Genomic DNA, 21,854 nt, shown 5'->3' on the forward strand with positions numbered 1-21,854 from the left:
GATCGCGCGGCGATTCGGCACGCACACACAGCTCCCGAATAATCTCACCTCAAGCGCTGAATCACGCGTTCCGACGCGTAACGATGCGCGTGCAAACGAAGACGGGGCAGGCGGCGATCGCGCCGCACTGCCCCGTCTCGACACTCACTCGACTCAGGCCGTCCAGTCGAGAATCACCTTGCCGCTTTCGCCGGACAGCATCGCGGCGAAGCCTTGCTCGTAATCATCGGCCGCGAAGCGATGCGTGATGATCGGCGACAGGTCGAGACCGCTCTGCAGCATCGCGACCATCTTGTACCAGGTCTCGAACATCTCGCGACCATAGATGCCCTTGATCTCGAGCCCCTTGAAGATCACCTGGTTCCAGTCGATCGCCGTCTGCGCGGGCGGAATGCCGAGCAGCGCGACCTTGCCGCCGTGGTTCATCGCCTCGAGCAGGCTCGTGAACGCGCTCGGCACGCCCGACATCTCGAGCCCGACGTCGAAGCCTTCGGTCATGTGCAGGTCGGCCATCACGTCGCGCAGCGACTCGCGCGCGACGTTGACCGCGCGCGTCGCGCCCATCTTGCGTGCGAGTTCCAGCCGATAGTCGTTGATGTCGGTGATGACGACGTTGCGCGCGCCGACGTGCTTCGCGATCGCGACGGCCATGATGCCGATCGGGCCCGCGCCGGTGATCAGCACGTCTTCGCCGACGAGGTTGAACGACAGCGCCGTATGCGTCGCGTTGCCGAACGGATCGAAGATCGACGCGAGATCGTCGGAGATCTCCGGCGGAATCTTGAACGCGTTGAACGCCGGAATCGCCAGGTATTCGGCGAATGCGCCTTCGCGGTTCACGCCGACGCCCACCGTGTTGCGGCACAGATGCCGGCGCCCGGCGCGACAGTTTCGGCAGAAACCGCACGTGATGTGACCTTCGCCGGACACACGATCGCCGATCGCGAAGCCGCGCACTTCCTGCCCCATCTCGACGATCTCGCCGACGTATTCGTGGCCGACGTGCATCGGCACCGGAATCGTCTTCTGCGCCCAGTCGTCCCACTTCCAGATATGGATGTCGGTGCCGCAGATCGCCGTGCGGCGGATCTTGATCAGCACGTCGTTGTGGCCGACTTCGGGACGCTTCACGCGCGTGAGCGTGAGGCCGGGGCCGCGTTCGAGCTTTGCCAGTGCTTTCATGGTCGCGCCTCCGTCAGATGATGCCGAGCGACTTGCCGACGCGCACGAACGCGGCGACCGTCCGGTCGATCTGTTCGGGCGTATGCGCGGCGCTCATCTGCGTGCGGATGCGCGCACGACCGCGCGGCACGACGGGGAACGAGAAGCCGATCACGTAGACGCCTTCGCCGAGCAGTTTGTCGGCCATGTTCGTCGCGAGCTGCGCGTCGCCGAGCATCACCGGGATGATCGGATGCGCGCCGGGCACGAGCGTGAAGCCGGCTTCGGTCATCTGCTTGCGGAACCGCGCGCCGTTCTCGCGCACGCGCTCGCGCAGCTTCGCGCCTTCGTCGCTGCCGAGCAGTTCCAGCACCTTCAGCGACGCCGCGGCGATGCTCGGCGTGAGCGTGTTCGAGAACAGATACGGACGCGAGCGCTGGCGCAGCAGCTCGATCACCTCGCGACGCGCGGCGACATAGCCGCCCGATGCGCCGCCGAGCGCCTTGCCGAGCGTGCCCGTGATGATGTCCACGCGACCTTCGACGCCGCAGTGCTCGGGCGTGCCGCGGCCGTGCGTGCCGATGAAACCGACCGCATGCGAATCGTCGACCATCACGAGCGCGCCGTAGCGATCGGCGAGATCGCAGATGCCTTTGAGGTCGGCGATGATGCCGTCCATCGAGAACACGCCGTCGGTCGCGATCAGCTTGTGGCGCGCGCCTGCGGCGTCGGCTTCCTTGAGCTTGGCCTCGAGGTCGGACAGATCGTTGTTCTTGTAGCGAAAACGCTTCGCCTTGCACAGACGAATGCCGTCGATGATGCTCGCGTGATTCAGCTCGTCGCTGATCACCGCGTCGTTCTCGTCGAGCAATGTTTCGAACAGGCCGCCGTTCGCGTCGAAGCAGCTCGAATAGAGGATGCTGTCCTCGGTGCCGAGAAACGTGGCCAGGGCGCTTTCCAGTTGCTTGTGGACGGTTTGCGTGCCGCAGATGAAGCGCACCGATGCCATGCCGAAGCCGTCCTGGTCGAGGCCGGCCTTCGCCGCGTCGATCAGGCGCGGATCGTTCGCCAGACCCAGATAGTTGTTCGCGCAGAAATTGAGCACGCCGGCACCGCCGGCGAGCCGCACGGCTGCCGCCTGGGGACTCGCGATCTCGCGCTCGGTCTTGTAAAAACCGTCCGCGCGGATCTGGTCGAGCGTCCCGCGCACCTGGGCGAGAAAGGCATCACGCATCGCAAAGCTCCTGACAGGGTTTCGCATTCCGCAACGCACCGCTCGTGGCGGCGCGACGGCCTGCTACTGTTATAGTCGGTCGTTCGGTTGACCGCATTTATCCGATATTCCGAACTAGAATTCGAAATATCGAACAACTCTAAGCGAACGGAATCCAAATGGCAAGTTCCTCCGGATCGCGGCGCCCGGCCGCCGACGCCGCCCCGCAGCCGCCGGCCGCGACCCCGCCGCGTGTGGGCGAGCAGATCCAGCGCCTGCGCAACGAGCGCAAGCTGACGCTCGATGACCTGTCGCGCGCAGCCGGCGTATCGAAATCGATGCTCTCCGAAATCGAACGCGACAAGGCCAACCCGACCATCGCCGTGGCATGGCGGCTGACGAACGCGCTCGGCATCACGCTCGACGAATTGTTCTCGCAGCCGAAAGCGCCCGAGACGATCCGCGTGGACGGCCCGCACGACATTCCGACGCTCGCCGGCCACGACGGCCGGTACCAGTTGCGCGTATGGGGCCCGATCGACCTCGCCGGCAAGTTCGAGTGGTACGAGCTGACGCTGCCGGGCGGCGGCGCCCTGGTATCGAACGCGCACGAACCGGGCACGCGCGAGCACCTCACCGTGCTGCAGGGCGCGATGGAAATCGAGGCCGCCGCGGCGAGCCGACGCCTGAAGGCGGGTGACACCGCGCGTTACCCGGCCGATGAGCCGCATGCAATCCGCAATCCCGGCAAGGCCGAAGCACGGGCCTTGTTGATCGTGATCCATCGCTGACGGCGCGGGTAGTCGGCCAAAAGGTCAGTTGCAGGCCAGTTGCGGAAAGTACTGTATGTTTGTACAGTATACGGACATTCCGCCATGCATGGGCCGGAGCCGGCGCACCAAGGCGCCCGCTCCGGTCGACAGGAGCCTGCAATGACAGAAGAACAAGATTTGGCCGCGCTCAGCTTCAAGGCTGCCGCACATGACCTCGAATTGATCGTTCGCCATATCGCCGGGCGCTACATCCGTCAGCGCGTGCCGCTGACGTGGCGCCTGCTGCACGCGATCGAAGCCGAGGCGCTCGCCGATCTCGGCTTTGCGAGCCGGCACGACGCCGGCATGCGTCAACTGTTCGAACGGCCGTCGGACATGACGTTTCCCGAGACCGACGATCCGATCGACTTCGGGCGCTCGAACGCGCTGCCCGCGGTCTTTTCATTCGCCGTTCTCGCGTACGAAGCCGCGGCAACGACACACGATACCGTGCGTCCGTCGCGCCCTCACCGCCCGTCCAAGGCGTGGGGCGACTGACGGCTCAACCGCGGCCGCCGCGCAGGGCGGCCGCTTCACCCTTTTGCTGCCCGAGACGTTGCGGAAAGGGCTACCATATACGCAACTAACGGAATTAATACCATGTCCCTTCCCGCCTCCCCCGACACCGCCGCCCCGCCGGAAGAAAAAGACCTGTTCGACCGCGATGCGTCCGACTGGGTTCTTTCGCCCGAAGCCGCGTTCGACGCATGGCTGGCAATGCAGGACTATCGCCGCTCGTCGGCCGATGTCTATCGCGCGCAATGGGGCGCGTTTCTCGCGTGGATGCGCGCGCATCAAAAGAACCTGGCGACGGTCGATACACCGACCATCGCGAACTTCGTCGGCGAGTTGCCGATCAAGAAAACGCAGCGAATGCGCTATCTGCGGCTGATCGAGCGCGTGCTCGACCATATTCGCCGCACCGAATATGCATCGACCAATCCGGCCCGTTTCATTGCTCAGGATGGCGAAGCGACCTGGCGCAAGGCCCGCGACAACGAACCGACCGGCTTCCTCACGCCGGCGGAACGCGCGACGTTGCTCGCGTATCTGTTTTCGCCGATCGGCGTGTCGGGTTCCGCGTACTGGAAGGAGCGTCGCGACCGCGCACTCGTCGCCGCATTTCTCGGCGCCGGCATCAAAACCGGCGAAGCGCGCGCGCTTACGATTAGTTGCATCAATACGAGCAACACGTCGCTGCGGATCGAATCGACGCATCCGGATTACGCACGCGAAACTCATCTGGCCTCATTCGCGATCGCGTTGCTGGAAGCCTGGCTCACCGAACGCAAACGCCAGGAGATTCCGGGGGAGCTCGTCTTCCCCGCGTCGCACGCCGGACGGCCGATGCACAAGGCGACGATGCTGCGCGCGATCGACGCGATCGTCGAATCGGCCGGGCTCACGTCGTCGCGCACTGCACGCACCAGCCCGCAAACCTTGCGCAATACCTACGCGGCGGAACTGTTCGAGCACGACGTGCCGCCCGAGCGGGTCGGCAAATGGCTGGGCTTCATGCGGCCGATCTCGTCGAATCGCCTGCATCGCGCGTGGAAAAACTGGCGCGACGGGCTGGCCGACAGCAACGGTGACGCGTCCGACCGCGACGAAACTCACTGATCAGGAAACGGCTGCTCGCGCGACGCGATCCGTGAGCAGCCTTGCGTGGCGCAGCCTCACCGTTTCACAGCTCCCGAAAAACCTCACCTCAAGCTTCCCGGATCATCTCACCTGTGCGCATCGCCGGCTTCCCGGTCAGGTTTGCGCAAAACGGGCGACGGCTTCGAAGCGGGACGGCCACGCGCCCGAAGCGTGCTCGCACTCAGGGCACGCGACTTCAAAACCCTCGTCGCCATGTGACAGCTCCGGTTCGCCGTCGCAATGCGGGCACCGCGCCGGCGCCGGAATCTCCTGATCCAGCGAGGTGCCGATTGCGGCATACGCGTCCGCGTCCAGTTGTCCGGCATCGGCCAGGCGCCGCAGCAGCGCGGCGATTTCCGGATTCATCCCGCGGTTCGCGCGCAACGAATTCACGTCGCGTGTGGCGCGTTCCAGTTCGTCGCTCTGGCTGCGCAACTGTTCCTCGAGCCGATCAGCACGCGCCTTGGCAGAACTCAACTGCTGCAGGAAATCGAATTCCTTGCGCTGAACGTCGCGCAACCCGCTCTGGTAGGTCGACGCCATGCTGCGCAATGAGTCCAGTTCGACCAGCATCGGCTTGACGCGGCGTTCGGCTTCGGCCACCGCATCCTTGATTTGCTGCGCGTAGTGCTCGGTGCGTTGTTGCAATTCGGCTTGCAAAGCATCGATGCGGTCACGCAGCGCGGCGTTCTGCGCCTGTTCGGCATCGATGCGGCCGGCGGCTGCGGCCAGCTCCTTTTCGAGTCGGGCGACTGTGGTGAGCAAGGTTGCTTCGCTTGCCGAACCGTGGGTCGTTTGCGACGCGAGCTGAACTTCGAGTTCGGTCACCCGCGCCTGCAATTGCTCGTTTCTCGCTTCCCCGCGCGCGAGCGCACCTTCAAGCGTTTCCTGACGGATGGTCGCGTCGCGCAAGCGCTGTTCGGCGTCGGCCATGTTGGCGCGAACCTGTTCGCGGTCGGCGTCGAGGCTGTCGCGCGCGGCTTTCAATGCCTCTTCATAGAGTGCGCCGAGTAACGCGCCGGCTTTTTCCTCGACGGCTTTCGGGATCGCCGCGCCGTCAAGCCGGATCTTGGAGGCGGAACGGATGCGTTCCCAGAAATGGTCGATGTCTTTCGGGATGTCGCTGGCGCTGCCGGTCTGGGTGAGATCGCGGACGTTGGCGGCCGACGGCCGAATGCCGAGATCGAAAAACAGCCGCTTGCATGCGTGCAGCGACAATTCCTGGCGCCGCGCACCGTTTGCACGCAGCGATTCCAGTTCTTCCCGAATGACTTGACGCATTTCGTCCAGGGTCATGACCACGCTCACAGACAATGAATTGTGGCAATCATAACGAAATACGTATTACTTGATACCTGTTTCGAGGGTCCGTTGTGAATTTACGTCGTTTTGCACAGAAATCGGACCAGGGAGCCGATCTTGCCGAAGGTGAGCCGGAATTCCGTGAAACAAAGCGAAGAAAGTTATCCAAGTCCTTGTCCTGCAAGCATTTTTCAGCGGACCCCGAATTTTGGCCTTTGTTTCACATGACAGCGGAGCTGTTCGCCCGTGGGTGTTCAGGGGTTGAGGTATCTGTGGAAAACTCGTCAGCCCGATGTCTTGAGAGTATTAGAAGTAAACACCCTTGAACCCTTAGTTAAAAACGTTAACGCCACGGCACAGCCTTATGCTGCAAGGCTCTCCGGCCGACAAGGTGAAGTTTTACGGGAGCCAAGGTGATCTTCTGCGGGAGCTGACGTGATGGGGTTCAGGGAGCTGCGTGAGCCGTTGCAGGAAGGGTCGTGAGCGGATTCGGGATCACAGTAAAACACACGTTTTCCTGAAGGTGAGGGTTTTCGGGGCCACACAGCCGTAGAAGCCGCGCTGTGCCTGACTTCACAGTTTTCTGCCTGTGCAGACATAGGTGAGAATTTGCAGGACCTGCTTCGCGCCCCGATTCTGCCCATCTTTTGGGCAGATTTGGCGAAAGGTGAGGTTCCACGGGACTCCACGGGAATTTGCCGTGAGGATTTCCGGGAAGTGGACGCCATTTTGCACAGCAAAAGTGCTCTCCTGGGCCTGTGATGCCCCAAAGGTGAGACTTTTCGGGAGGGAAATCCGGGTTTTCCTGCCCCGTTCGCCTTAAGGTGAGCTTTTTCGGGGCACGGCTCACAGGCTCCGACTTGGCTTACAGGTGAGGTTTTCCGGGGGACGTATTTGCTGAAAAAATGGTCAAAGGTGAGGCTTTTCGGGACCTGTGAGGGGCGGAATTCGTCGAAAAGCCCGCCAGGACTGGAAGAAATCTCGTTTTTGCTGTGCCACTTTTTGGCACAGGTGAGAATTTTCGGGGGGCGACATACGGTTGTCGTATGAAGGATACCCGTCGAAAGGTGAGGCTTTTCGGGGGCTCTCGGCGATGCACAGCCAAATGCCTTCTGTGCATAAGTATCGGAAGAGATTGGGATTTTTGATACCGCGGCGGTTACGGTGAGATTTTTCGGGAGCCATTTCCGTACCCGTTGCTGTGCCGCATTTTTTCGTTGAGGTGAGTGTTTTCGGGAGTCATTGGCAGCCGCTCGCCCGTGTGTCGGGCCTTCGTCGGCACCCGGACGAATCAACATGCTGTGCTTGAGGTGAGCATTTTCGGGACCGGATACGATCTGCGCGCTGTACAATGCGCGCCCGGCCCGGCCAAATAGGCACCGATCGGGTCGCGCGTGCCGGTTTCGACCGAGCTTTTCCATGTGTCGAAGCCAGATCGATATCTCGGCGAGCCGCGCCTGTACATGCATACAGGCCCATCGGCACAGTCGGAAAAGGTACGGTGAGGTGCAATCGCGGCCCTGTGTCGAACTCACGTCTGCGCAGTCGCAAAATTACGACAAATCGAAAGGTGAGCCGATACGGGAGCCAATTTCGCACGTGTCGTGCACAGGTGAAATTCTGTGAATCGGCGCATGCCGCGGCACGTCTGGAAGAGTCCGGAACGCCGCACTGGCGGACCGGTGAGCGTTTTCGGGAGCGGTTCGGGTGAGTGCCGTTTTGCCGGCACGCTTCACCGGCTATGGTGAGCATGTCGTTCTGGACGCACATCACCGCAGGCGCTATCCTTCCGGGAAACTTCTCCTCCGACCCGACGTATGGCCACGACGAAGCGCGCCAAGAAAACCGATGTGGATGTGGTGAGTGCCAGTTCAGCCGAATTGCGAAAGGCCGTCGAGGCGATCGCCATTCAGCCGAAGAGCGGCAAGATCACGCTCCTCACTCGCAAGCTGTTCAATGTCCTGCTGGCCGTCGCGCAGCAGGCCGACGACTCGGGCGATACATATCGCGCGCTGCTGTCGGACATCGTCGCGAACTCCGCTTTCGATTCGAACGACACCGCATTGGTGAAGGAACACCTGCGCCGCATGGTGTCGGTGCAGGTCGAATGGAGCACGGGGACGTCGAGCCAGAAGCCGGGCCGCAAGTGGGGGATCTCCACGCTGATCGCCGATGCGGAAATTCTCGAGGACCCGACCACCCGCCGCGTGTGGGTCGAATTCTCGTTCGCGCCGAAGATCAAGAAGAAGCTGCTCGACCCGGTCCAGTATGCGCGGCTGAGCCTGCAGTTCCAGAGCCAGCTGCGCAGCAGCGCCGGTCTCGCGCTGTACGAGATCTGCGTGCGCTACCTGACGAACCCGAGCCACCTGACGATGCGCGAGCCGTGGGAATGGTGGCGGCCGATCCTGTCGGGCACGCCCGACACGGAAGCCGGCGACGAAGCGAAGCGCGAGTACAAGTACTTCAAGCGCGACTACCTGCGTCCCGCGATCGCGGAAGTCAACGCGGTCACCAACATCTTCGTCGAGCTGATCGAGCACCGCGAAGGGCGTCGGGTGGCCGAGATCCAATTCCGCGTGACCGAGCGCAAGCAGCCGATGCTCGCGCTCGACGAACACCCGAACGTGTTCGACAGCACGCTGGTCGACCGGATGGTGAAGCTCGGAATCCCGCTGAAGGAAGCGCAGACGCTCTATGCGGACAGCGAGGAAAACCGGATTCGCGCCGCGCTGCAGATGACCGAGCAGCGGATGCGCAGCACGACGCTGCCGCCGGTGCGGAGCGCGCCGGCGCTGTTCAAGGACGCGCTGAAGAAGGGTTATGCGCCGCCGGTGGAGTCGGTCGACGCGCTGCCGGCTGGCACGCCTTCCGCGAAGGTTGCGGCTGCGCAACCGGACGATCTGAAGGCGCGCTTGCTGAGCGAGTTCGCAGCGTTCCGCCGCAAGGAAGCGAAGGTGCTGTACGAAGAGCAGGGCGACGCGGAGCGAGAAGTGGCGCGCGAGTCGTTCGAGTCCGAGGCGTTGCCGACGATGGGCTCGCATCTGCGCGACGACTGGCGCAAGCGCGGCCTCGACTCCAAGCTGGCCGAGACGGCCTTTTTCGACTGGCTGGCCCAGAAGACCTGGGGCGAGCCGACGGACGGCGACCTGCTGTCGTTCACGCTGAACCAGTCGCGGGCCGCTTGAGGCCCGCTCAGGCCCGCTGACGGGCCACCGCCGGTCCCCACCCCTGATCGGGCAGGGCCGGCGGCCTCACCAGGCCTTGCCGGCCGTTTCCCTTACTCCGACAACAGCATTCGCTCGAGCTGCTCGAGGATCGCGTCGCGCTTGTCCTTCGGGAGGCCACGCAGGCGCAGTTCGATGCGGTCTTCGCCATACGACTTCAGGTCGCCGACCGACTTGCCGCCAAGCTTGATCTCGAGACGCTGCGCATAGCGCTGACGGCCCGCGGCCTTCGGCGTCTCCTGCGCCGCGACGCGGCCCTTGACGATGTCCGACACCTGGCGCGTGCTGAGATCGTCCGACACGATCTTGTTGATCAGCCGCAGCGTGGCCTCGGTGCCGCGCGCATTGTGATAGCGGCCGACCTGATACGCCATGTTCGACCCGAAGCGATCGGGACGCGCGACCATTTCCTGCATGATCGCTTCCGGCAACTTGCCGATCGACAGCGCGACGGCCACCGTCGACTCGTCGAGGCCGAGATGCTCGGAGAGCTCTTTCTGGCTCTGGAAATGCTTGTCGTCGAGGAAACGGCGCCACACGACCGCGTTGTCGAACACCGTCTGCGAATCGCGCTGAACGTTGAGGTCGTAGCCGAGCTTGTAGCTCTGGATGCCGATCGGCACGTCGATCACGATCGCCTTGACTGACTCCTTGTTCGCTTCCTTCAGCGCCCGCACGCGGCGGCCACCATCGCTGACGAAATACGTGCCCGGATTGTCGTAATCCGGAATCACGTGGATCGCCTGCTGCTGCCCCTGCTTCGCAAGGTTGACCGCGAGTTCGGCAATCGACGATTTCAGATAGAAGTGCCGCGGATTGAACGGGCTGTGCTTGATGGCCTTCAGCGGCAGTTCGATCACCTGCCCGGGCGCATAGCGATTCTCGAGGCGCCACGCGCGGTATTGCGGCGATTCGTCGATGGACGGATCGATCGCGAATTCCGGAGCAGGCGGCGGTGCGATGTCCTTCTTCGCGGATTTGGTCGGCACCGGGGTCGGCGTCTCGGACTTGACGATGCCGTCGATCGCATTGAGCCGATCAAGCGCCGTGCGCTTCTCGCTCGTCGTGATATCCGGGCGCGCTTGGAATCCTTTGGCGAATTGGGAGGGTTTCATGTGACTCCTTTATGCGCATAAAGTCAGGGCAGCATGGCGACGATTTCGTCGGCACATGCGCGAATTTCGGCGGCGGCTAGCTTGCCGCCGCGATCGTTCATTTGCAGCACGGTCTGACCGAGCGCCATCGCCTGCTTGTACGCTTCCCGAGTCGGGATCTGCGTCTTCAGCAGCGGGAAGCCGAGTTCTTCGAGTGCACGCTTGAGCTCGCGGGTCAGCATGCGCTTCTCTTCGGTCTTGTTCAGCAGGAAGACCGCGCGGAGGTCTTCGTTCATCACCTGTGCCTGCTGAATCAGTTTGACCAGCCCGACGCTCGACCAGTAATCGGCCGGCGACGACGATGTCGGGATCACGGCAATCGATGCGGCCAGTAGGACGACGCCGGACACTTTCTCGGTGATCGACGGCGGGCAGTCCACGACGATGATGTCGTAGTCGTTGATGAACTTCTTGATCTCGCGATGAATCTGGCCGTCGGCTTCGGCAAGATTGACAACCGGAAACGGGATGCCGTTGTCGCTGTCGCCGGATGCACTCGACCAGTGAACCAGCGTGTTTTGACGGTCTGCGTCGATGACGAGGACGCGCTTCCCTTTTTCATGGAACGCGGCGCCGAGATGCATGGCAATCGTGCTTTTGCCGACGCCACCTTTTTGTTGAGTGACTGCAATGATTTCCGCGGCCAATTTTCACTCCTGTTTTGGTCGTTGGAATTCTACAGGACGATATTTGAATTTCAATGAAATTGTCGTTGAACAACTACGCGTTGGCCATTCGGACTATCGGTTTATGCGCATAAACGAGGTGGTGGAGATTGGATTGCTGGTTGGGACGGCGTGTGGGAGATGGCGAGACTGATGTAGAGCGGTCGATGCAGTGCTCGATGGTGGGATCTTCACCTGCCCCATCGCCGGGGCGGTTCGTCGCGGCGATGTCTCGGTGTGCTGCCCTCTCGCTGGACGCGGCGAGTGGCCGGCGAGCCGGAAGTTTGTGCGCATAAAGTCCGCGGCGGTCGGGGTGATCGACTTCGTGGCTGGAGCGCTCGGGATTCGCCACCGAGAGGTGTGATCTGCTGGCCGGAGTCAGATGCACGGCCCCGAGGCACGTCGTTGAACGTGTATGCATCGAGGCAACGTTCCGTTTGCCCGCAACGTTTATGCGCATAAACCGGACGCAACGATGACCTACGGTGGAGGGGAAGGCAGAGACCTAGCCTACGTCAGGCGCGCAATGATGTTGGGACGATAGTCTATCGATACGACCGTCGTCCGGTGCCGTCTTCTGTCACCATACGTCGATGCCTGGAGCCGCACCTCACCTCGCAGGCTTTATGCGCATAAAGCGACCCGAAGTGTCCCGCGGTCCCCGCTCTCTTTTCGCCGCCCGAGACAGCCCTCACGAGACAGCCCTCACGAGACAGCCCTCACGAGACAGCCCTCACGAGACAGCCCTCACGAGACAGCCCTCACGAGACAGCCCTCACGAGACAGCCCTCACGAGACAGCCCTCACGAGACAGCCCTCACGAGACAGCCCTCACGAGACAGCCCTCACGAGACAGCCCTCACGAGACAGCCCTCACGAGACAGCCCTCACGAGACAGCCCTCACGAGACAGCCCTCACGAGACAGCCCTCACGAGACATTAGGCGGGCTAACCGCCGCTCTCTAGTCTCCATGAAGCCGTTTGCCTGCCCGCACTTTATGCGCATAAACAACCACTCGCTGACGCGTGTCTCACGACATCAAACACTCACCCTCTCGCGATCACGACGCATCACTAAACCGAACCGCGCCAGCGACAGACCTGCCACGAGGAAAGCCACACGATCTCAGCTGCCCCGCCCGCCGAGCCTCCCATGCAGACTGGCTACAATACAGGGCTCCACCATCCAGGCTTGAATGATGATCACGATCTACCACAACCCCCGATGCTCGAAGTCCCGCGAGACGCTTGCGTTGGTCGAGTCGCTGAATACGGCCGGCGCGCCGCTGAACGTCGTCGAGTACCTGAAGACGCCGCCGACAGTCGAGGAGTTGGAAACGCTGCATCGGCAACTCGGCCGCCCGGTTCGCGACATGCTGCGCGACGGCGAGGAGCCGTACCAGACACTGAACCTTGCCCGTGCGGACCTGGCCGACGCTGAAGCCTACGCGGCGATCGTCGCTCATCCGATCCTGCTGCAACGCCCCATCGTCGTGTACCGCGGCAAGGCGGCTATCGGTCGTCCGCCCGAGGCGGTGAAGGCGCTGTTCGAATAATTCTTGCCCGGCGTATTTTTCTTATTGCATCAACGCGGCCTGACTCAGCCCTGCACACGTAAACGTAACGGCAATCCAGACCGACGCGACCGTCAGGCCGCACGCGCCGCCAGCCGCCAGCCGCCACCGGAACGATATGTCGCCACCGCGGCGTCTAGCCTTTACCGGAAGACGCCCCATCATCATCGTCCGGCTCCCGCCCCGCCGCCGCCTTCGCGGCCATCCGCAACAGCGAGATCTGCCCGCGATAGGCGCGGCATCCGCTGCAGGTCGGCAGATGCACGCGCACCTGCAGGCGCTCGTGCAGCGTCAGATGCCGATCGAGCGCATCCGACAGCAGGCGTGTCACGTCAGTACATTTCCCCGGCAGCATCTTCGGTCGTCAGTCCTTTTTCGCTCAGGCAGGTTCGCAGGCGCGTGCGCGCCCGATACAGCAGCACGCTGCAATGATTCGTCGTCAACGTCAATTCGTTGCAGATGTCCGCGATCTCGACATCGAGGAATTCGCGCATCATGAACACGCGTCCGATCTGCTCCGGCAGATGGTCGAGGCAGACCTGGAACAGCGTCCAGAACTGCTGTTGCTGCAACAGCGTGTCGGGCTTCGGCCACGGTCGCGGTTTCGCATGCGCGGCCCAGTGTCCGTTGTCCTTGAATAATTCGCGATCGAGTATCGATTCGCCGTCGAGCTCGGCATCGAGCGCGGTCAGGCTCACCATCCGCTGCCGTGCGCGCAGCACGTCGATCAGCTTGTTGCGCAGGATGCCGAACACCCAGGTCTTGTGGGCCGACAGCCCGGCAAACTCGCCGGCATGCGACCACGCGGCAGCGAGCGCTTCCTGCACGGCGTCTTCGGCCGCGTCGGCATCGCGGAGCTGGAGTCGTGCGAAGCGCAGCAGGTCGTGCCGCAGTTGCGCGAGATAGGCGGGGTCGTCGTGTGCGGACAGCATGGGTGAATGGCGGTGTCTCGAAGCGATCGCGCGTGCGTCACGGAGCTGACGCATCGCGGTGCGAGCAGCTTACTGGGCGCGGTCTCCGCCTGCAACGCAATGTTCCGTCACGAATTCACGGAACCGGCTGCCGCGCTGCGCTATGCTTGCCGAACCCCGTCTCGCGCGTCGTCGGCGACGCGCGTCGGGCAATCTGTAACGTCAGAACATAACGGTCGAGTTATCCACAATTTCTGTGGAAAACCTTGTGGAAAGTCGGCCGGACGGCCCCGTGGGACGGCTCGCGGGCTGGCTTGCCTATAAACAGACCTTTGTCGCCCATTCGGAAGCAATCAATCCGATTCCTTACTCACCGGAAGGAGAATGCCATGTCCTATCGTATTGCGGTCGTCGTCGGCAGCCTGCGTCGTGCTTCGACCAACCGCGCGCTCGCGCACGCCGTGATCTCGCTCGCCCCCGCCGATTTTTCGTTCGAGTTCGTCGAGATCGGCGAGCTGCCGCTGTATAGCCAGGACTACGACGCGGATTTCCCGGAAGTCGCGAAACGCTTCAAGCAGTCGATCGAAGCCGCCGACGCGCTGCTGTTCGTCACGCCCGAGTACAACCGGTCGATTCCCGGCGTGCTGAAGAATGCGCTCGACTGGGGCTCGCGCCCGTGGGGGTCCAACTCGTGGTCGGGCAAGCCGGGCGCGGTGCTCGGTACGTCGCCGGGCGCGGTGGGTACCGCGCTCGCGCAGCAGCACCTGCGCAACGTGCTCGCGTACCTCGACGTGAAGACGCTCGGTCAGCCCGAGATGTTCATCAAGCACGACCCGGCGCGCATCGACGACCAGGGGCAGATCGTCAGCGAGGACACCCGCAAGTTCCTGCAGGGCTTCGTCGATCGCTATGCGAGCTGGGTGCGCCTGCTGAAATCGGCCTGACCTCGTTGGCCTGACCGCCGCCCCGCGCGCTCACGCCGTCGCGGCGGCGCCGCCCCCCAACCAAGAGCGGATCACGCGCCGGCGTGTCGTGCGTCGCGCGCTTCGCGGATGCCCAGCAGGATCTCGTCGAGCAGCGCGATGTCGAACGGCTTCGACAGCACGCGGACGTTGACGGTGCGTGTGCGGTCGAGCTCCTCCGCATAACCCGTGACGAGAATCACGGGCAGCTTCCCCGGCCGCTTTTCGACCGCTTCTGCCAGGTCGATGCCGTTCAGGCGGCCCGGCATGTGGATATCCGAAATCACGAGATCGAACGCGTCGTTCGCGGCGGCGCCTTCGATCAGGCGCAACGCGTCGTCGGCGGTGGGTGCGTAGGTCACGCGATGACCGAGCAGCGACAGCAGCGCTTCCGTGCCGGCCGCGACTTCGTCGTTGTCCTCGACCAGCAGTACGTGCAGACCGGCGAGCGCGCCGTTGCCCGCCTCGTGCGCGACGGCCGCCGGCCGCGCGACGACGTCCTCGGCCCGCGCGCGCGGCAGGTACAGACGCACCGACGTCCCCGCGCCGACCGCGCTGTCGATCGTCGCGAGCCCGCCCGAGCGTTCGCAGAACGCGAATACCTGCGGCAGGCCGAGCCCCGTCCCCATCCCCTGCGCCTTCGTCGTGAACAGCGGCTCGAACGCACGGGCGAGCACGTCGGGCGCCATGCCCGAACCCGTGTCGTCGAGCGAGATCTGCACGAAGTCGCCGGTGAGCGGGAAGCCGTCCTCGCGGCGCAGCGTGACGTTGCGTGCGCCGACCGTGAAGCGTCCGCCGGTTGCCATCGCATCGCGCGCGTTGACCGCGAGGTTGATCACCGCGAGCTCGAGCTCCGCGACATCGACGCGAATCGGCCAGACGCCCGGCTCGATCGCGACGACCAGCGACGACTTCGACCCGAGCGACGTCTTCAGCAGTTCGCGGCACGTGCCGAGCCATTGCCCGATGTCGATCGTCTCGTTGTGCAGCGGCTGCTTGCGCGCGACGCCGAGCAGCTGGCGCGTGAGCGACTGGCCGTTCTTCAGCGCGCGCTCGATCGCGCCGAGCTCTTTGTCGAGATGCTGGACCCCGCGTCGCCGCGCGATCTGCACGTTGCTCGAGATGATCATCAGCAGGTTGTTGAAGTCGTGCGCGACGCTGCCGACGAGATTGCCGAGCGCCTGCATCTTGCGCGACTGCCGGTACGCCGATTCGATCGAGCGCCGCATCGACGCTTCGGCCTGCCAGCGGTCCCACGCTTCCTCTTCTGCCTTCAGCCGCTTGAGCGACAGCCAGATCACGGACCACAGCGCGACCGACGGCGCGAACATCGAGAGGAACAGCACGCTCAGGTGTTCGTACCATTCATGCCAGATCGCCGACGTGCGGTACGCGCAGCTCACGTAGACGGGATAGCTGCCGACCTGGCGATACGCGACGATCTCGCTGCTCGCGCCGTCGTGGCCCACGCGCACCACGCCCGCGCGCGGATCGTTGCGCGGGTTGCCGAACGTGACCGAGCGATCGGTATGCGCGAGCGACGGCGGCGGCGGATACGACGCGATCACCGCGCCGTCCGAGCGCGCGAGCGCCATCGTCATCGGCGTGCTCGCGCCGCCGAGCAGGTCGCGGTAGAACGCATTGAAATACGACGACTTCAGCGCGATCGACACCATGCCGGCGAACGAACCGTCGCTATGGCGTCGCGCGACGCCGGTGTTGAAGACGGGAATGTTCTCGAGCTTGAGCGGCCCCATCATCAGTTTCGAGATGTGTTCGATGACCTTGCCGTCGCGGATGCCGGCGAAATCGTCGCGGTTCGCGATCGACGCATAGGGCGCCGGATAGTAGAGGCTGTTGGCGAGCAGCATCCCGCTCGCGCCGAAGATCGACACGGCGGCCACCTGCGGATAGCCGCCGCCGATCGTGTTCAGCGCTTCGTGGATGTCGGACTCCTTGCTGCGCACGGTCGCGTCGTCCATGTCCTGCACGAGGTCGACGATGCGCGCATCGAGCGTTTCGCTCAGGTCGAACACCTTGAGCGCGTGCTCTTCGGCGACCCGCACCGTGCGCATCGTCACGTCGCTCGCGGCGGCCTCGCGCGCCTTCAGGTCGTTGTACGCCATCACCACCACGTAGATGCACGGCAGCACGATCGCCGCGACGAGCAGCACGATCAGCGTCACGCGGCGCACCGCGAAATCGTGCTCGGGCGCGCCGGACGCGTAGCTGCCGTCATCCTGCCAGTCGTCGGCGGGAGAAGGGGCAGGGGCGCGGGAGTCGGCAGGCCGTTCGGACTTCATCGAGGAAAGCGGGTGAGGCAGAGGTATCTGCCATCATAAACGAGTTGCGGCGGCCCGCCGTGCGGTGCCGTACGGGCGCAAACCTGTCGTATATGACAGAGGTAAACCGTCAGATTGAAAACGCGACGAATCCGGCAGCGCAAACGTACACAAGGAAAAATTTTGCGTGCTTATCTCGAAAATGGTCGCGGCTGTTTTCGGAATCACGCGCGATCGGACCGATTCTGTTCGAAATGGTGAAAATGGCGAGTTGCATCGCCTCCGGTTTACTCCGAGAATCGCGCCTTGCTTTCCCTATGACAGATACATGCGCCCGTCGGCGATTGCCGCGCGGTGCGTCGCGCGCACCTGCGTCGCGGCGCCCGTGCCTGGTCGCAAGGCGGTTGGCCGCGCCCGAAACGCAAGGCACTAAAGAAGAGCGCCGCGCGGTCGTTAACGCGAGAGAGACCATTCCGTATACCGCATCGCCCCATGCCTTTGCCGATTGTAATTGCCGACGATTCGCTGCTCGCTCGCAAACTTCTGACAAAGGCGCTGCCGGGAGACTGGGACGTTGACGTCGCGTATGCAGCGAATGGTCGCGAGGCCTTGGCGCTCTATCGTGACGGCAAAGCTTCCGTGATGTTTCTGGACCTGACGATGCCCGACATGAGCGGATATCAGGTCCTGGAAACACTGCGCCACGAAGATCTGAACACGTTCGTGATCGTGGTATCCGCCGATATCCAGCCGCAGGCGCAAGCACGCGTGCGTGAATTGGGCGCGATCGCATTCGTTGCCAAGCCCGTGACGTCGGAGGCATTGCTGCCCATTCTCAAGGAGTATGGGTTGTATGCCTGAATCGGTGTTCACGGCGGAGCAACGCGACGCGTTGCAGGAAATCGCCAACCTTGCAATGGGCCGCGCCGCCGCGCGGCTTGCGTTGCTGCTCGGGCATTTCATCGAGCTGTCGGTGCCGCGCGTGCGCGTCGTGAAAGCGGCCGACGCGGGCGACGCGCTGCGCGAGATGACGGGCATCCACGACAACGTGACTGCCGTGCGCCAGGGCTTCCGTTCCGACATCAAGGGCGAGGCGATCGTGCTGTGCCGAACGGCGGGTGTCGCGCGGCTCATGTCGGTCGTCGACCGCACGTTCGGCGACGGCGTGTACGGCGGGATGGCGACGCCGGACGAGATCGTGTTCGACGTCGCGAACGTGCTGATGGGTGCCTGCGTCGCGTCGATCCTCGATGAACTCGGCCGCAAGCCCGTGTTCTTTCCGCCGGGGCTGCTCGGTGCGAACGTGTCGTTCGACGACGTCTTCCAGCCGAACGAACTGGGGTGGAGCGTCGCGCTGCTGCTCGAGGTGAACTTCGGGCTCGAGGACCATACGTTCCGCGCGCATTTCGTGATGCTGATGGCCGAGGATTCGATCCGCCTGATGGGCGACGCGCTCGACGCGTTGCTGTCCGCGCTATGACGGCCGCCGCCCCGTCGCTGAGCGACCTCGTGATCGAGCGGGTCGGCTTCGGCCTGTTCGTGCTCGACCGTTCGATGACCGTCTTGATGTGGAATCGCTTCATGCAGGACCACAGCGGCATCCCGGCCGCCGACGTGATCGGCCGCAACATCTTCGACTGCTTTCCGGACCTGCCGCGCGCGTGGCTGTCGCGCAAGCTCGAGAGCGTGTTCCAGTTGGGCAGCTTCGCGTTCAGCTCGTGGGAGCAGCGGCCCTACCTGTTCCGCTTCGAGCACGACCGGCCGATCACGGGCGGCGTCGACTACATGCAGCAGGACTGCACGTTCATGCCGCTCACGCGCGGCCGCGACGTCGAGGCCGTATGCGTGACGATCTCGGACGTCACGCATGTGAGCGTGATGCAACGAGAGCGCGAGGAAGCGGTCGCGAAGCTGCGCGAACACGCGAACCGCGACGGGCTGACCGGCATCGCGAACCGGCGCTTCTTCGAGGCGCGGCTCGGCGACGAATTCGCGCGCTGGCAGCGCTACGGCGGCGACCTGTCGGTGCTGCTGTTCGACCTCGACCACTTCAAGACGATCAACGACCGCTTCGGGCATGCGGCGGGCGACGCCGTGCTGCGCGAGACCGCGCGCCGCGTCGCGTCGATCGTGCGCGCGCAGGATACGTTCGGGCGTTTCGGCGGCGAGGAATTCGCGCTGCTGCTGCCGTGCACGAATCTCGACGAGGCGATGCGGGTGGCCGACAAGGTGCGCGAGGCGATCGGCAGCATGCCGGTCGATGCCGAGGGCGTCAGCGTGCCGGTCACGGCGAGCGTCGGCGGCACCTGCGCGAAAGCCGGCGCGCTGACCTGCGACGTACTCGTCAACGAGGCCGACGCCGCGCTCTATCGTGCGAAGCGGCTCGGGCGCGATCGGTCGGTCGCGTACGCTGACTGACCGCGCCCGCCCCGCTCAGCTTTTCGCGATGTCGGCGAGCACGCCGGCCAGCACGGCCGGCTGCGACACGAACGGCGAATGGCTGCTGTCGAGCTGGTGTACGTGGGTCGGGTTGCCGGGCGCGAATGCGTCGGCTTCGTCGATGAAGCGCTGCTGCAGCGCGGGCAGGATCACGCGATCCTGCAGGCACTTGACGTAGTGACGGTCGATCGCACCCCAGCGGGCGGCGGTCGTCGGGATCGCGGTCGCGAACGGCGCGGCCGGCACGTCGCAGCTCATCAGGTTCGCGACCGCATCGAAGTCGGCCTGCGGCACGTCTTCGTACAGCGCGCGCTTCATCAGTTCGCGATACGCGGCATCGCCGCTGTGCGGATCGACGCGCAGCGCACCGGCCACGCGCGGGCTCGCGAGCATCAGCGGGCCGAGCAGCTCGCCCTTGTTTTCCGGCGCGCGCACGTAGTCGAGGCCCGGCACGCCCGACGCGGGCATGAAGGCCGCGAGATAGACGATCTTCGCGATCTTCTCCGGCGCACGTTCGGCGGCCGCCGTGATCGCGAGGCCGCCCATGCTGTGCCCGACCAGCACGACCTTGCCGCGGCCGAGCGCGTACGCATCGTCGACGGCCTGCATCACCTGCGTCGCGTAGTCGTCGAGCGTCGTGTTCGCGACCGGCGACGGCTCGGCGCCGAACGCGTCCTTGTCGAGCGGCCGGGCGAGGTACGACGCGGGAAAGCGCGCATGGATGCCGTGCGCGGGCAGGTCGCGCGCGATCGACAGGTAGCCGCGCGCGGCCAGCGCGGCCGCCAGGTGGGCGTAGCACCACGCGCCATGCCACGCGCCGTGCACGAGCACGAAAACGGGATGATCGGACTGCGGGTTGGCGGTGTCGTTCGTCTCCATGGTGTCCGTATTTTTTCGAGAAAGGTGTCATCTTAGACGAACCCGCCGCCATCGAAACGCGCTCGCGCGGCGCGTCTCCCGGCGGCAACGATCCGCCCCTTTGTGTCGCGCAGGCCACATTTCGTCTATATCTGATTTGAATTTGTGCGGAAGCACGCTAATTTGTTGCTTTACTCGCGATTGCGCCCCATGAACGTCGACTATCTCTTCTACCGGAAGCCGAACAAACCCGGCCCCTATTCGCTCGACGACCTGGGCGACATCGCGCCGCCGATCGGCCCTGGCGACCTGGTGCGCGCGGGCATCGCGCGCGTGTTCGAGCAGATCGACTGGCAGGAATCGCCCGACGTGCCGGGCGCGTGGTTCGGTACGGGCGGCGCGGTTTTCCAGTTCACCGCCGAGCCCGACGGCCGCGTGACGAGCTTCATGGGCTCGCGCCTCGAGCGCCGCTCGATGCTGCAGCTCACACGCGAAATGGGGCTCATCGCACTCGATCTGCAGCGCGACATCGTCTACGGCTGACGCGTCGCGCGAGGCCCATTCGCCGAGGCCGGCCGCGCCGCCCTCTCCAGGGCGCTCAACACCCCGCCACACATGGCGCGTGTCCGCCATCGAACTTCAAAGATTGCTATACTTTCGGCCAATTCCGGCTTCCGGCCGGTAATTTGTGCCTGTCTGCGTCGATCGTTCGCCTATCCCGCACGCATTCGACGCCCTGACCATCCCAGCCGGGCATGGCTTCTTCAATCGCCCCGCGTGGGTGTCTCCGTGGAGCTCGTCTTGGCCGTTTCCCATTCCGTCGTGGACGAACAAGAAACCGACGCCGCTGCCGTCACATCGGGCAGTTCTTTCTATCTGGCGATGCGCATCCTGCCGGCCGTGCAGCGCGATGCGATGTTCCAGGTCTACGCGTTTTGCCGCGCGGTCGACGACATCGCCGACAGCGATCTGCCGCGCGCCGAGCGCAACGCGGGCTTGAATCGCTGGCGCGCGGACATCGATGCCTGCTTCGCCGGCCGCCCGCCGCGCCACCTGGTCGCGCTCGATCGCGAAATTCGCGCGTTCAACCTGCAGCGCGACGATTTCCACGCGATGATCGACGGGATGGCGATGGACGCGGCCGAAGATATCTGCGCGCCCGACGAGCCGACGCTCGATCTCTTCTGCGATCGCGTGGCGAGCGCGGCCGGCCGACTGTCGGTGAGGATCTTCGGGATGCCGGAAGCCGAAGGGATCACGCTGTCGCACCACCTGGGCCGCGCGCTGCAACTGACGAACATCCTGCGCGACATCGACGACGACGCGGCGATCAACCGGTGCTACCTGCCGCGCGAGCTGCTCGCGCGCGAAGGCATCGCGATCACCGATCCGGCGACGATCGTGCGCGATCCGGCGCTGCCGCGCGTGTGCGCGACGCTCGTCGAGCGCGCGCTCGAGCACTTCCGCCAGGCCGACGCGGTGATGGACACCTGCCCGCGTGCGCAAGTGAAGGCGCCGCGCATCATGTCGGGCGCGTATCGCTGCATTCTCGAGGCCGCGATCGCACGCGGCTTTGCCGCGCCGCGCGCGCCGCTGCGCAAGCCGAAGGCGCGCATGCTGATGATCGCCGCGCGCTACGCGCTGTTCTGAGTCGAC

The 21,854-nt window shown here is 64.2% G+C and carries 20 protein-coding genes; 11 read left to right on the forward strand and 9 right to left on the reverse strand.

The window, feature by feature from the left end:
- Nucleotides 1–153: 153 nt before the first annotated feature.
- On the reverse strand, nucleotides 154–1,182 hold the full coding sequence (tdh, locus tag BLS50_RS25105; RefSeq protein WP_011548747.1) for an L-threonine 3-dehydrogenase: 1,029 nt from the start codon (nucleotides 1,180–1,182) through the stop codon (nucleotides 154–156).
- Nucleotides 1,183–1,195: 13 nt separating this feature from the next.
- The gene (locus BLS50_RS25110) at nucleotides 1,196–2,395 is read right to left on the reverse strand and encodes a glycine C-acetyltransferase (protein ID WP_074804884.1); all 1,200 of its coding nucleotides are present in this window, start codon (nucleotides 2,393–2,395) and stop codon (nucleotides 1,196–1,198) included.
- Between the two features lie 158 nt (nucleotides 2,396–2,553).
- Between BLS50_RS25110 and BLS50_RS25115 the strand changes: the two genes are divergently transcribed.
- The 3 genes from BLS50_RS25115 (at nucleotide 2,554) to BLS50_RS25125 (ending at nucleotide 4,806) form a co-directional block, all read left to right on the forward strand.
- Nucleotides 2,554–3,165, forward strand: coding sequence for a helix-turn-helix domain-containing protein (locus BLS50_RS25115; RefSeq protein WP_006480189.1), 612 nt, complete (start codon nucleotides 2,554–2,556; stop codon nucleotides 3,163–3,165).
- A gap of 141 nt (nucleotides 3,166–3,306) precedes the next feature.
- Nucleotides 3,307–3,684 carry a DUF2471 family protein gene (locus BLS50_RS25120; protein WP_023476146.1) on the forward strand — a complete coding sequence of 126 codons (378 nt, stop codon included), beginning with the start codon at nucleotides 3,307–3,309 and terminating at the stop codon, nucleotides 3,682–3,684.
- Between the two features lie 102 nt (nucleotides 3,685–3,786).
- Nucleotides 3,787–4,806: a tyrosine-type recombinase/integrase gene (locus tag BLS50_RS25125; RefSeq protein ID WP_011548750.1), complete on the forward strand. Its 1,020-nt coding sequence runs from the start codon at nucleotides 3,787–3,789 to the stop codon at nucleotides 4,804–4,806.
- Nucleotides 4,807–4,941: 135 nt separating this feature from the next.
- Here BLS50_RS25125 and BLS50_RS25130 read toward each other — a convergent pair whose 3' ends face one another.
- Complete coding sequence (locus tag BLS50_RS25130; RefSeq protein ID WP_074804888.1) at nucleotides 4,942–6,123, reverse strand: DNA-binding protein; 1,182 nt, start codon at nucleotides 6,121–6,123, stop codon at nucleotides 4,942–4,944.
- Between the two features lie 1,823 nt (nucleotides 6,124–7,946).
- Between BLS50_RS25130 and BLS50_RS25140 the strand changes: the two genes are divergently transcribed.
- Nucleotides 7,947–9,314, forward strand: a complete 1,368-nt coding sequence (locus BLS50_RS25140; RefSeq protein WP_006480193.1) for a replication initiation protein — start codon at nucleotides 7,947–7,949, stop codon at nucleotides 9,312–9,314.
- Nucleotides 9,315–9,406: 92 nt separating this feature from the next.
- Here BLS50_RS25140 and BLS50_RS25145 read toward each other — a convergent pair whose 3' ends face one another.
- Together BLS50_RS25145 and parA are read right to left on the reverse strand one after the other, a co-directional pair.
- On the reverse strand, nucleotides 9,407–10,468 hold the full coding sequence (locus BLS50_RS25145) for a ParB/RepB/Spo0J family partition protein (protein ID WP_006480194.1): 1,062 nt from the start codon (nucleotides 10,466–10,468) through the stop codon (nucleotides 9,407–9,409).
- 23 nt (nucleotides 10,469–10,491) lie between these two features.
- Nucleotides 10,492–11,154 (reverse strand): ParA family partition ATPase, encoded by a 663-nt coding sequence (parA, locus tag BLS50_RS25150; protein ID WP_006480195.1) that lies wholly within the window; start codon nucleotides 11,152–11,154, stop codon nucleotides 10,492–10,494.
- A 1,217-nt stretch (nucleotides 11,155–12,371) separates the two neighbouring features.
- On the opposite strand from parA, the gene arsC reads away from it, so the two are divergent.
- Nucleotides 12,372–12,728: an arsenate reductase (glutaredoxin) gene (arsC, locus tag BLS50_RS25155; protein ID WP_074806697.1), complete on the forward strand. Its 357-nt coding sequence runs from the start codon at nucleotides 12,372–12,374 to the stop codon at nucleotides 12,726–12,728.
- Between the two features lie 154 nt (nucleotides 12,729–12,882).
- Here arsC and BLS50_RS25160 read toward each other — a convergent pair whose 3' ends face one another.
- Entirely contained in the window at nucleotides 12,883–13,101 is a 219-nt protein-coding gene (locus tag BLS50_RS25160; RefSeq protein WP_034175073.1) for a zf-HC2 domain-containing protein, read from the reverse strand.
- Nucleotides 13,079–13,678 carry an RNA polymerase factor sigma-70 gene (locus tag BLS50_RS25165; protein WP_041489655.1) on the reverse strand — a complete coding sequence of 200 codons (600 nt, stop codon included), beginning with the start codon at nucleotides 13,676–13,678 and terminating at the stop codon, nucleotides 13,079–13,081. The genes BLS50_RS25160 and BLS50_RS25165 overlap by 23 nt, the downstream gene beginning before the upstream one ends.
- A gap of 368 nt (nucleotides 13,679–14,046) precedes the next feature.
- On the opposite strand from BLS50_RS25165, the gene BLS50_RS25170 reads away from it, so the two are divergent.
- On the forward strand, nucleotides 14,047–14,601 hold the full coding sequence (locus tag BLS50_RS25170; protein ID WP_006480199.1) for an NADPH-dependent FMN reductase: 555 nt from the start codon (nucleotides 14,047–14,049) through the stop codon (nucleotides 14,599–14,601).
- Between the two features lie 71 nt (nucleotides 14,602–14,672).
- Here BLS50_RS25170 and BLS50_RS25175 read toward each other — a convergent pair whose 3' ends face one another.
- On the reverse strand, nucleotides 14,673–16,922 hold the full coding sequence (locus tag BLS50_RS25175) for a hybrid sensor histidine kinase/response regulator (RefSeq protein WP_074804895.1): 2,250 nt from the start codon (nucleotides 16,920–16,922) through the stop codon (nucleotides 14,673–14,675).
- 471 nt (nucleotides 16,923–17,393) lie between these two features.
- On the opposite strand from BLS50_RS25175, the gene BLS50_RS25185 reads away from it, so the two are divergent.
- Genes BLS50_RS25185 through BLS50_RS25195 form a run of 3 tightly spaced genes read left to right on the forward strand, consistent with a single transcriptional unit; the run spans nucleotide 17,394 to nucleotide 19,319 of the window.
- Nucleotides 17,394–17,762 (forward strand): response regulator, encoded by a 369-nt coding sequence (locus BLS50_RS25185; protein ID WP_011548759.1) that lies wholly within the window; start codon nucleotides 17,394–17,396, stop codon nucleotides 17,760–17,762.
- Complete coding sequence (locus BLS50_RS25190) at nucleotides 17,755–18,381, forward strand: chemotaxis protein CheC (RefSeq protein ID WP_011548760.1); 627 nt, start codon at nucleotides 17,755–17,757, stop codon at nucleotides 18,379–18,381. The genes BLS50_RS25185 and BLS50_RS25190 overlap by 8 nt, the downstream gene beginning before the upstream one ends.
- On the forward strand, nucleotides 18,378–19,319 hold the full coding sequence (locus tag BLS50_RS25195) for a GGDEF domain-containing protein (protein ID WP_011548761.1): 942 nt from the start codon (nucleotides 18,378–18,380) through the stop codon (nucleotides 19,317–19,319). The genes BLS50_RS25190 and BLS50_RS25195 overlap by 4 nt, the downstream gene beginning before the upstream one ends.
- Nucleotides 19,320–19,334: 15 nt before the next feature.
- On the opposite strand, the gene BLS50_RS25200 is transcribed toward BLS50_RS25195, so the two are convergent.
- Nucleotides 19,335–20,219 carry an alpha/beta fold hydrolase gene (locus BLS50_RS25200; protein ID WP_074804902.1) on the reverse strand — a complete coding sequence of 295 codons (885 nt, stop codon included), beginning with the start codon at nucleotides 20,217–20,219 and terminating at the stop codon, nucleotides 19,335–19,337.
- A gap of 189 nt (nucleotides 20,220–20,408) precedes the next feature.
- Here BLS50_RS25200 and BLS50_RS25205 point away from each other — a divergent pair, with 189 nt between their 5' ends.
- Both BLS50_RS25205 and hpnD read left to right on the forward strand, forming a co-directional pair.
- Nucleotides 20,409–20,741: a hypothetical protein gene (locus tag BLS50_RS25205; protein WP_006480205.1), complete on the forward strand. Its 333-nt coding sequence runs from the start codon at nucleotides 20,409–20,411 to the stop codon at nucleotides 20,739–20,741.
- A gap of 258 nt (nucleotides 20,742–20,999) precedes the next feature.
- A complete protein-coding gene (gene hpnD / locus BLS50_RS25210; protein ID WP_012339078.1) occupies nucleotides 21,000–21,848 on the forward strand; it encodes a presqualene diphosphate synthase HpnD in 849 nt (282 codons plus the stop codon).
- Nucleotides 21,849–21,854: the final 6 nt, after the last annotated feature.

Origin of the sequence: Burkholderia orbicola, assembly GCF_900100915.1 — a bacterium.
GTDB classification, from domain to species: domain Bacteria; phylum Pseudomonadota; class Gammaproteobacteria; order Burkholderiales; family Burkholderiaceae; genus Burkholderia; species Burkholderia orbicola.

Excerpts from the sequence above, each read along its gene's own strand:
- BLS50_RS25170 (WP_006480199.1), top strand. The coding sequence starts at position 14,047 with ATGTCCTATCGTATTGCGGTCGTCGTCGGCAGCCTGCGTCGTGCTTCG.
- BLS50_RS25160 (WP_034175073.1), bottom strand. The coding sequence starts at position 13,101 with ATGCTGCCGGGGAAATGTACTGACGTGACACGCCTGCTGTCGGATGCG.
- tdh (WP_011548747.1), bottom strand. The coding sequence starts at position 1,182 with ATGAAAGCACTGGCAAAGCTCGAACGCGGCCCCGGCCTCACGCTCACG.
- BLS50_RS25145 (WP_006480194.1), bottom strand. The coding sequence starts at position 10,468 with ATGAAACCCTCCCAATTCGCCAAAGGATTCCAAGCGCGCCCGGATATC.
- BLS50_RS25140 (WP_006480193.1), top strand. The coding sequence starts at position 7,947 with ATGGCCACGACGAAGCGCGCCAAGAAAACCGATGTGGATGTGGTGAGT.
- arsC (WP_074806697.1), top strand. The coding sequence starts at position 12,372 with ATGATCACGATCTACCACAACCCCCGATGCTCGAAGTCCCGCGAGACG.
- BLS50_RS25110 (WP_074804884.1), bottom strand. The coding sequence starts at position 2,395 with ATGCGTGATGCCTTTCTCGCCCAGGTGCGCGGGACGCTCGACCAGATC.
- BLS50_RS25195 (WP_011548761.1), top strand. The coding sequence starts at position 18,378 with ATGACGGCCGCCGCCCCGTCGCTGAGCGACCTCGTGATCGAGCGGGTC.
- BLS50_RS25130 (WP_074804888.1), bottom strand. The coding sequence starts at position 6,123 with ATGACCCTGGACGAAATGCGTCAAGTCATTCGGGAAGAACTGGAATCG.
- BLS50_RS25175 (WP_074804895.1), bottom strand. The coding sequence starts at position 16,922 with ATGAAGTCCGAACGGCCTGCCGACTCCCGCGCCCCTGCCCCTTCTCCC.
- BLS50_RS25200 (WP_074804902.1), bottom strand. The coding sequence starts at position 20,219 with ATGGAGACGAACGACACCGCCAACCCGCAGTCCGATCATCCCGTTTTC.
- BLS50_RS25205 (WP_006480205.1), top strand. The coding sequence starts at position 20,409 with ATGAACGTCGACTATCTCTTCTACCGGAAGCCGAACAAACCCGGCCCC.
- BLS50_RS25185 (WP_011548759.1), top strand. The coding sequence starts at position 17,394 with ATGCCTTTGCCGATTGTAATTGCCGACGATTCGCTGCTCGCTCGCAAA.
- BLS50_RS25165 (WP_041489655.1), bottom strand. The coding sequence starts at position 13,678 with ATGCTGTCCGCACACGACGACCCCGCCTATCTCGCGCAACTGCGGCAC.
- BLS50_RS25125 (WP_011548750.1), top strand. The coding sequence starts at position 3,787 with ATGTCCCTTCCCGCCTCCCCCGACACCGCCGCCCCGCCGGAAGAAAAA.
- BLS50_RS25120 (WP_023476146.1), top strand. The coding sequence starts at position 3,307 with ATGACAGAAGAACAAGATTTGGCCGCGCTCAGCTTCAAGGCTGCCGCA.
- BLS50_RS25190 (WP_011548760.1), top strand. The coding sequence starts at position 17,755 with ATGCCTGAATCGGTGTTCACGGCGGAGCAACGCGACGCGTTGCAGGAA.
- BLS50_RS25115 (WP_006480189.1), top strand. The coding sequence starts at position 2,554 with ATGGCAAGTTCCTCCGGATCGCGGCGCCCGGCCGCCGACGCCGCCCCG.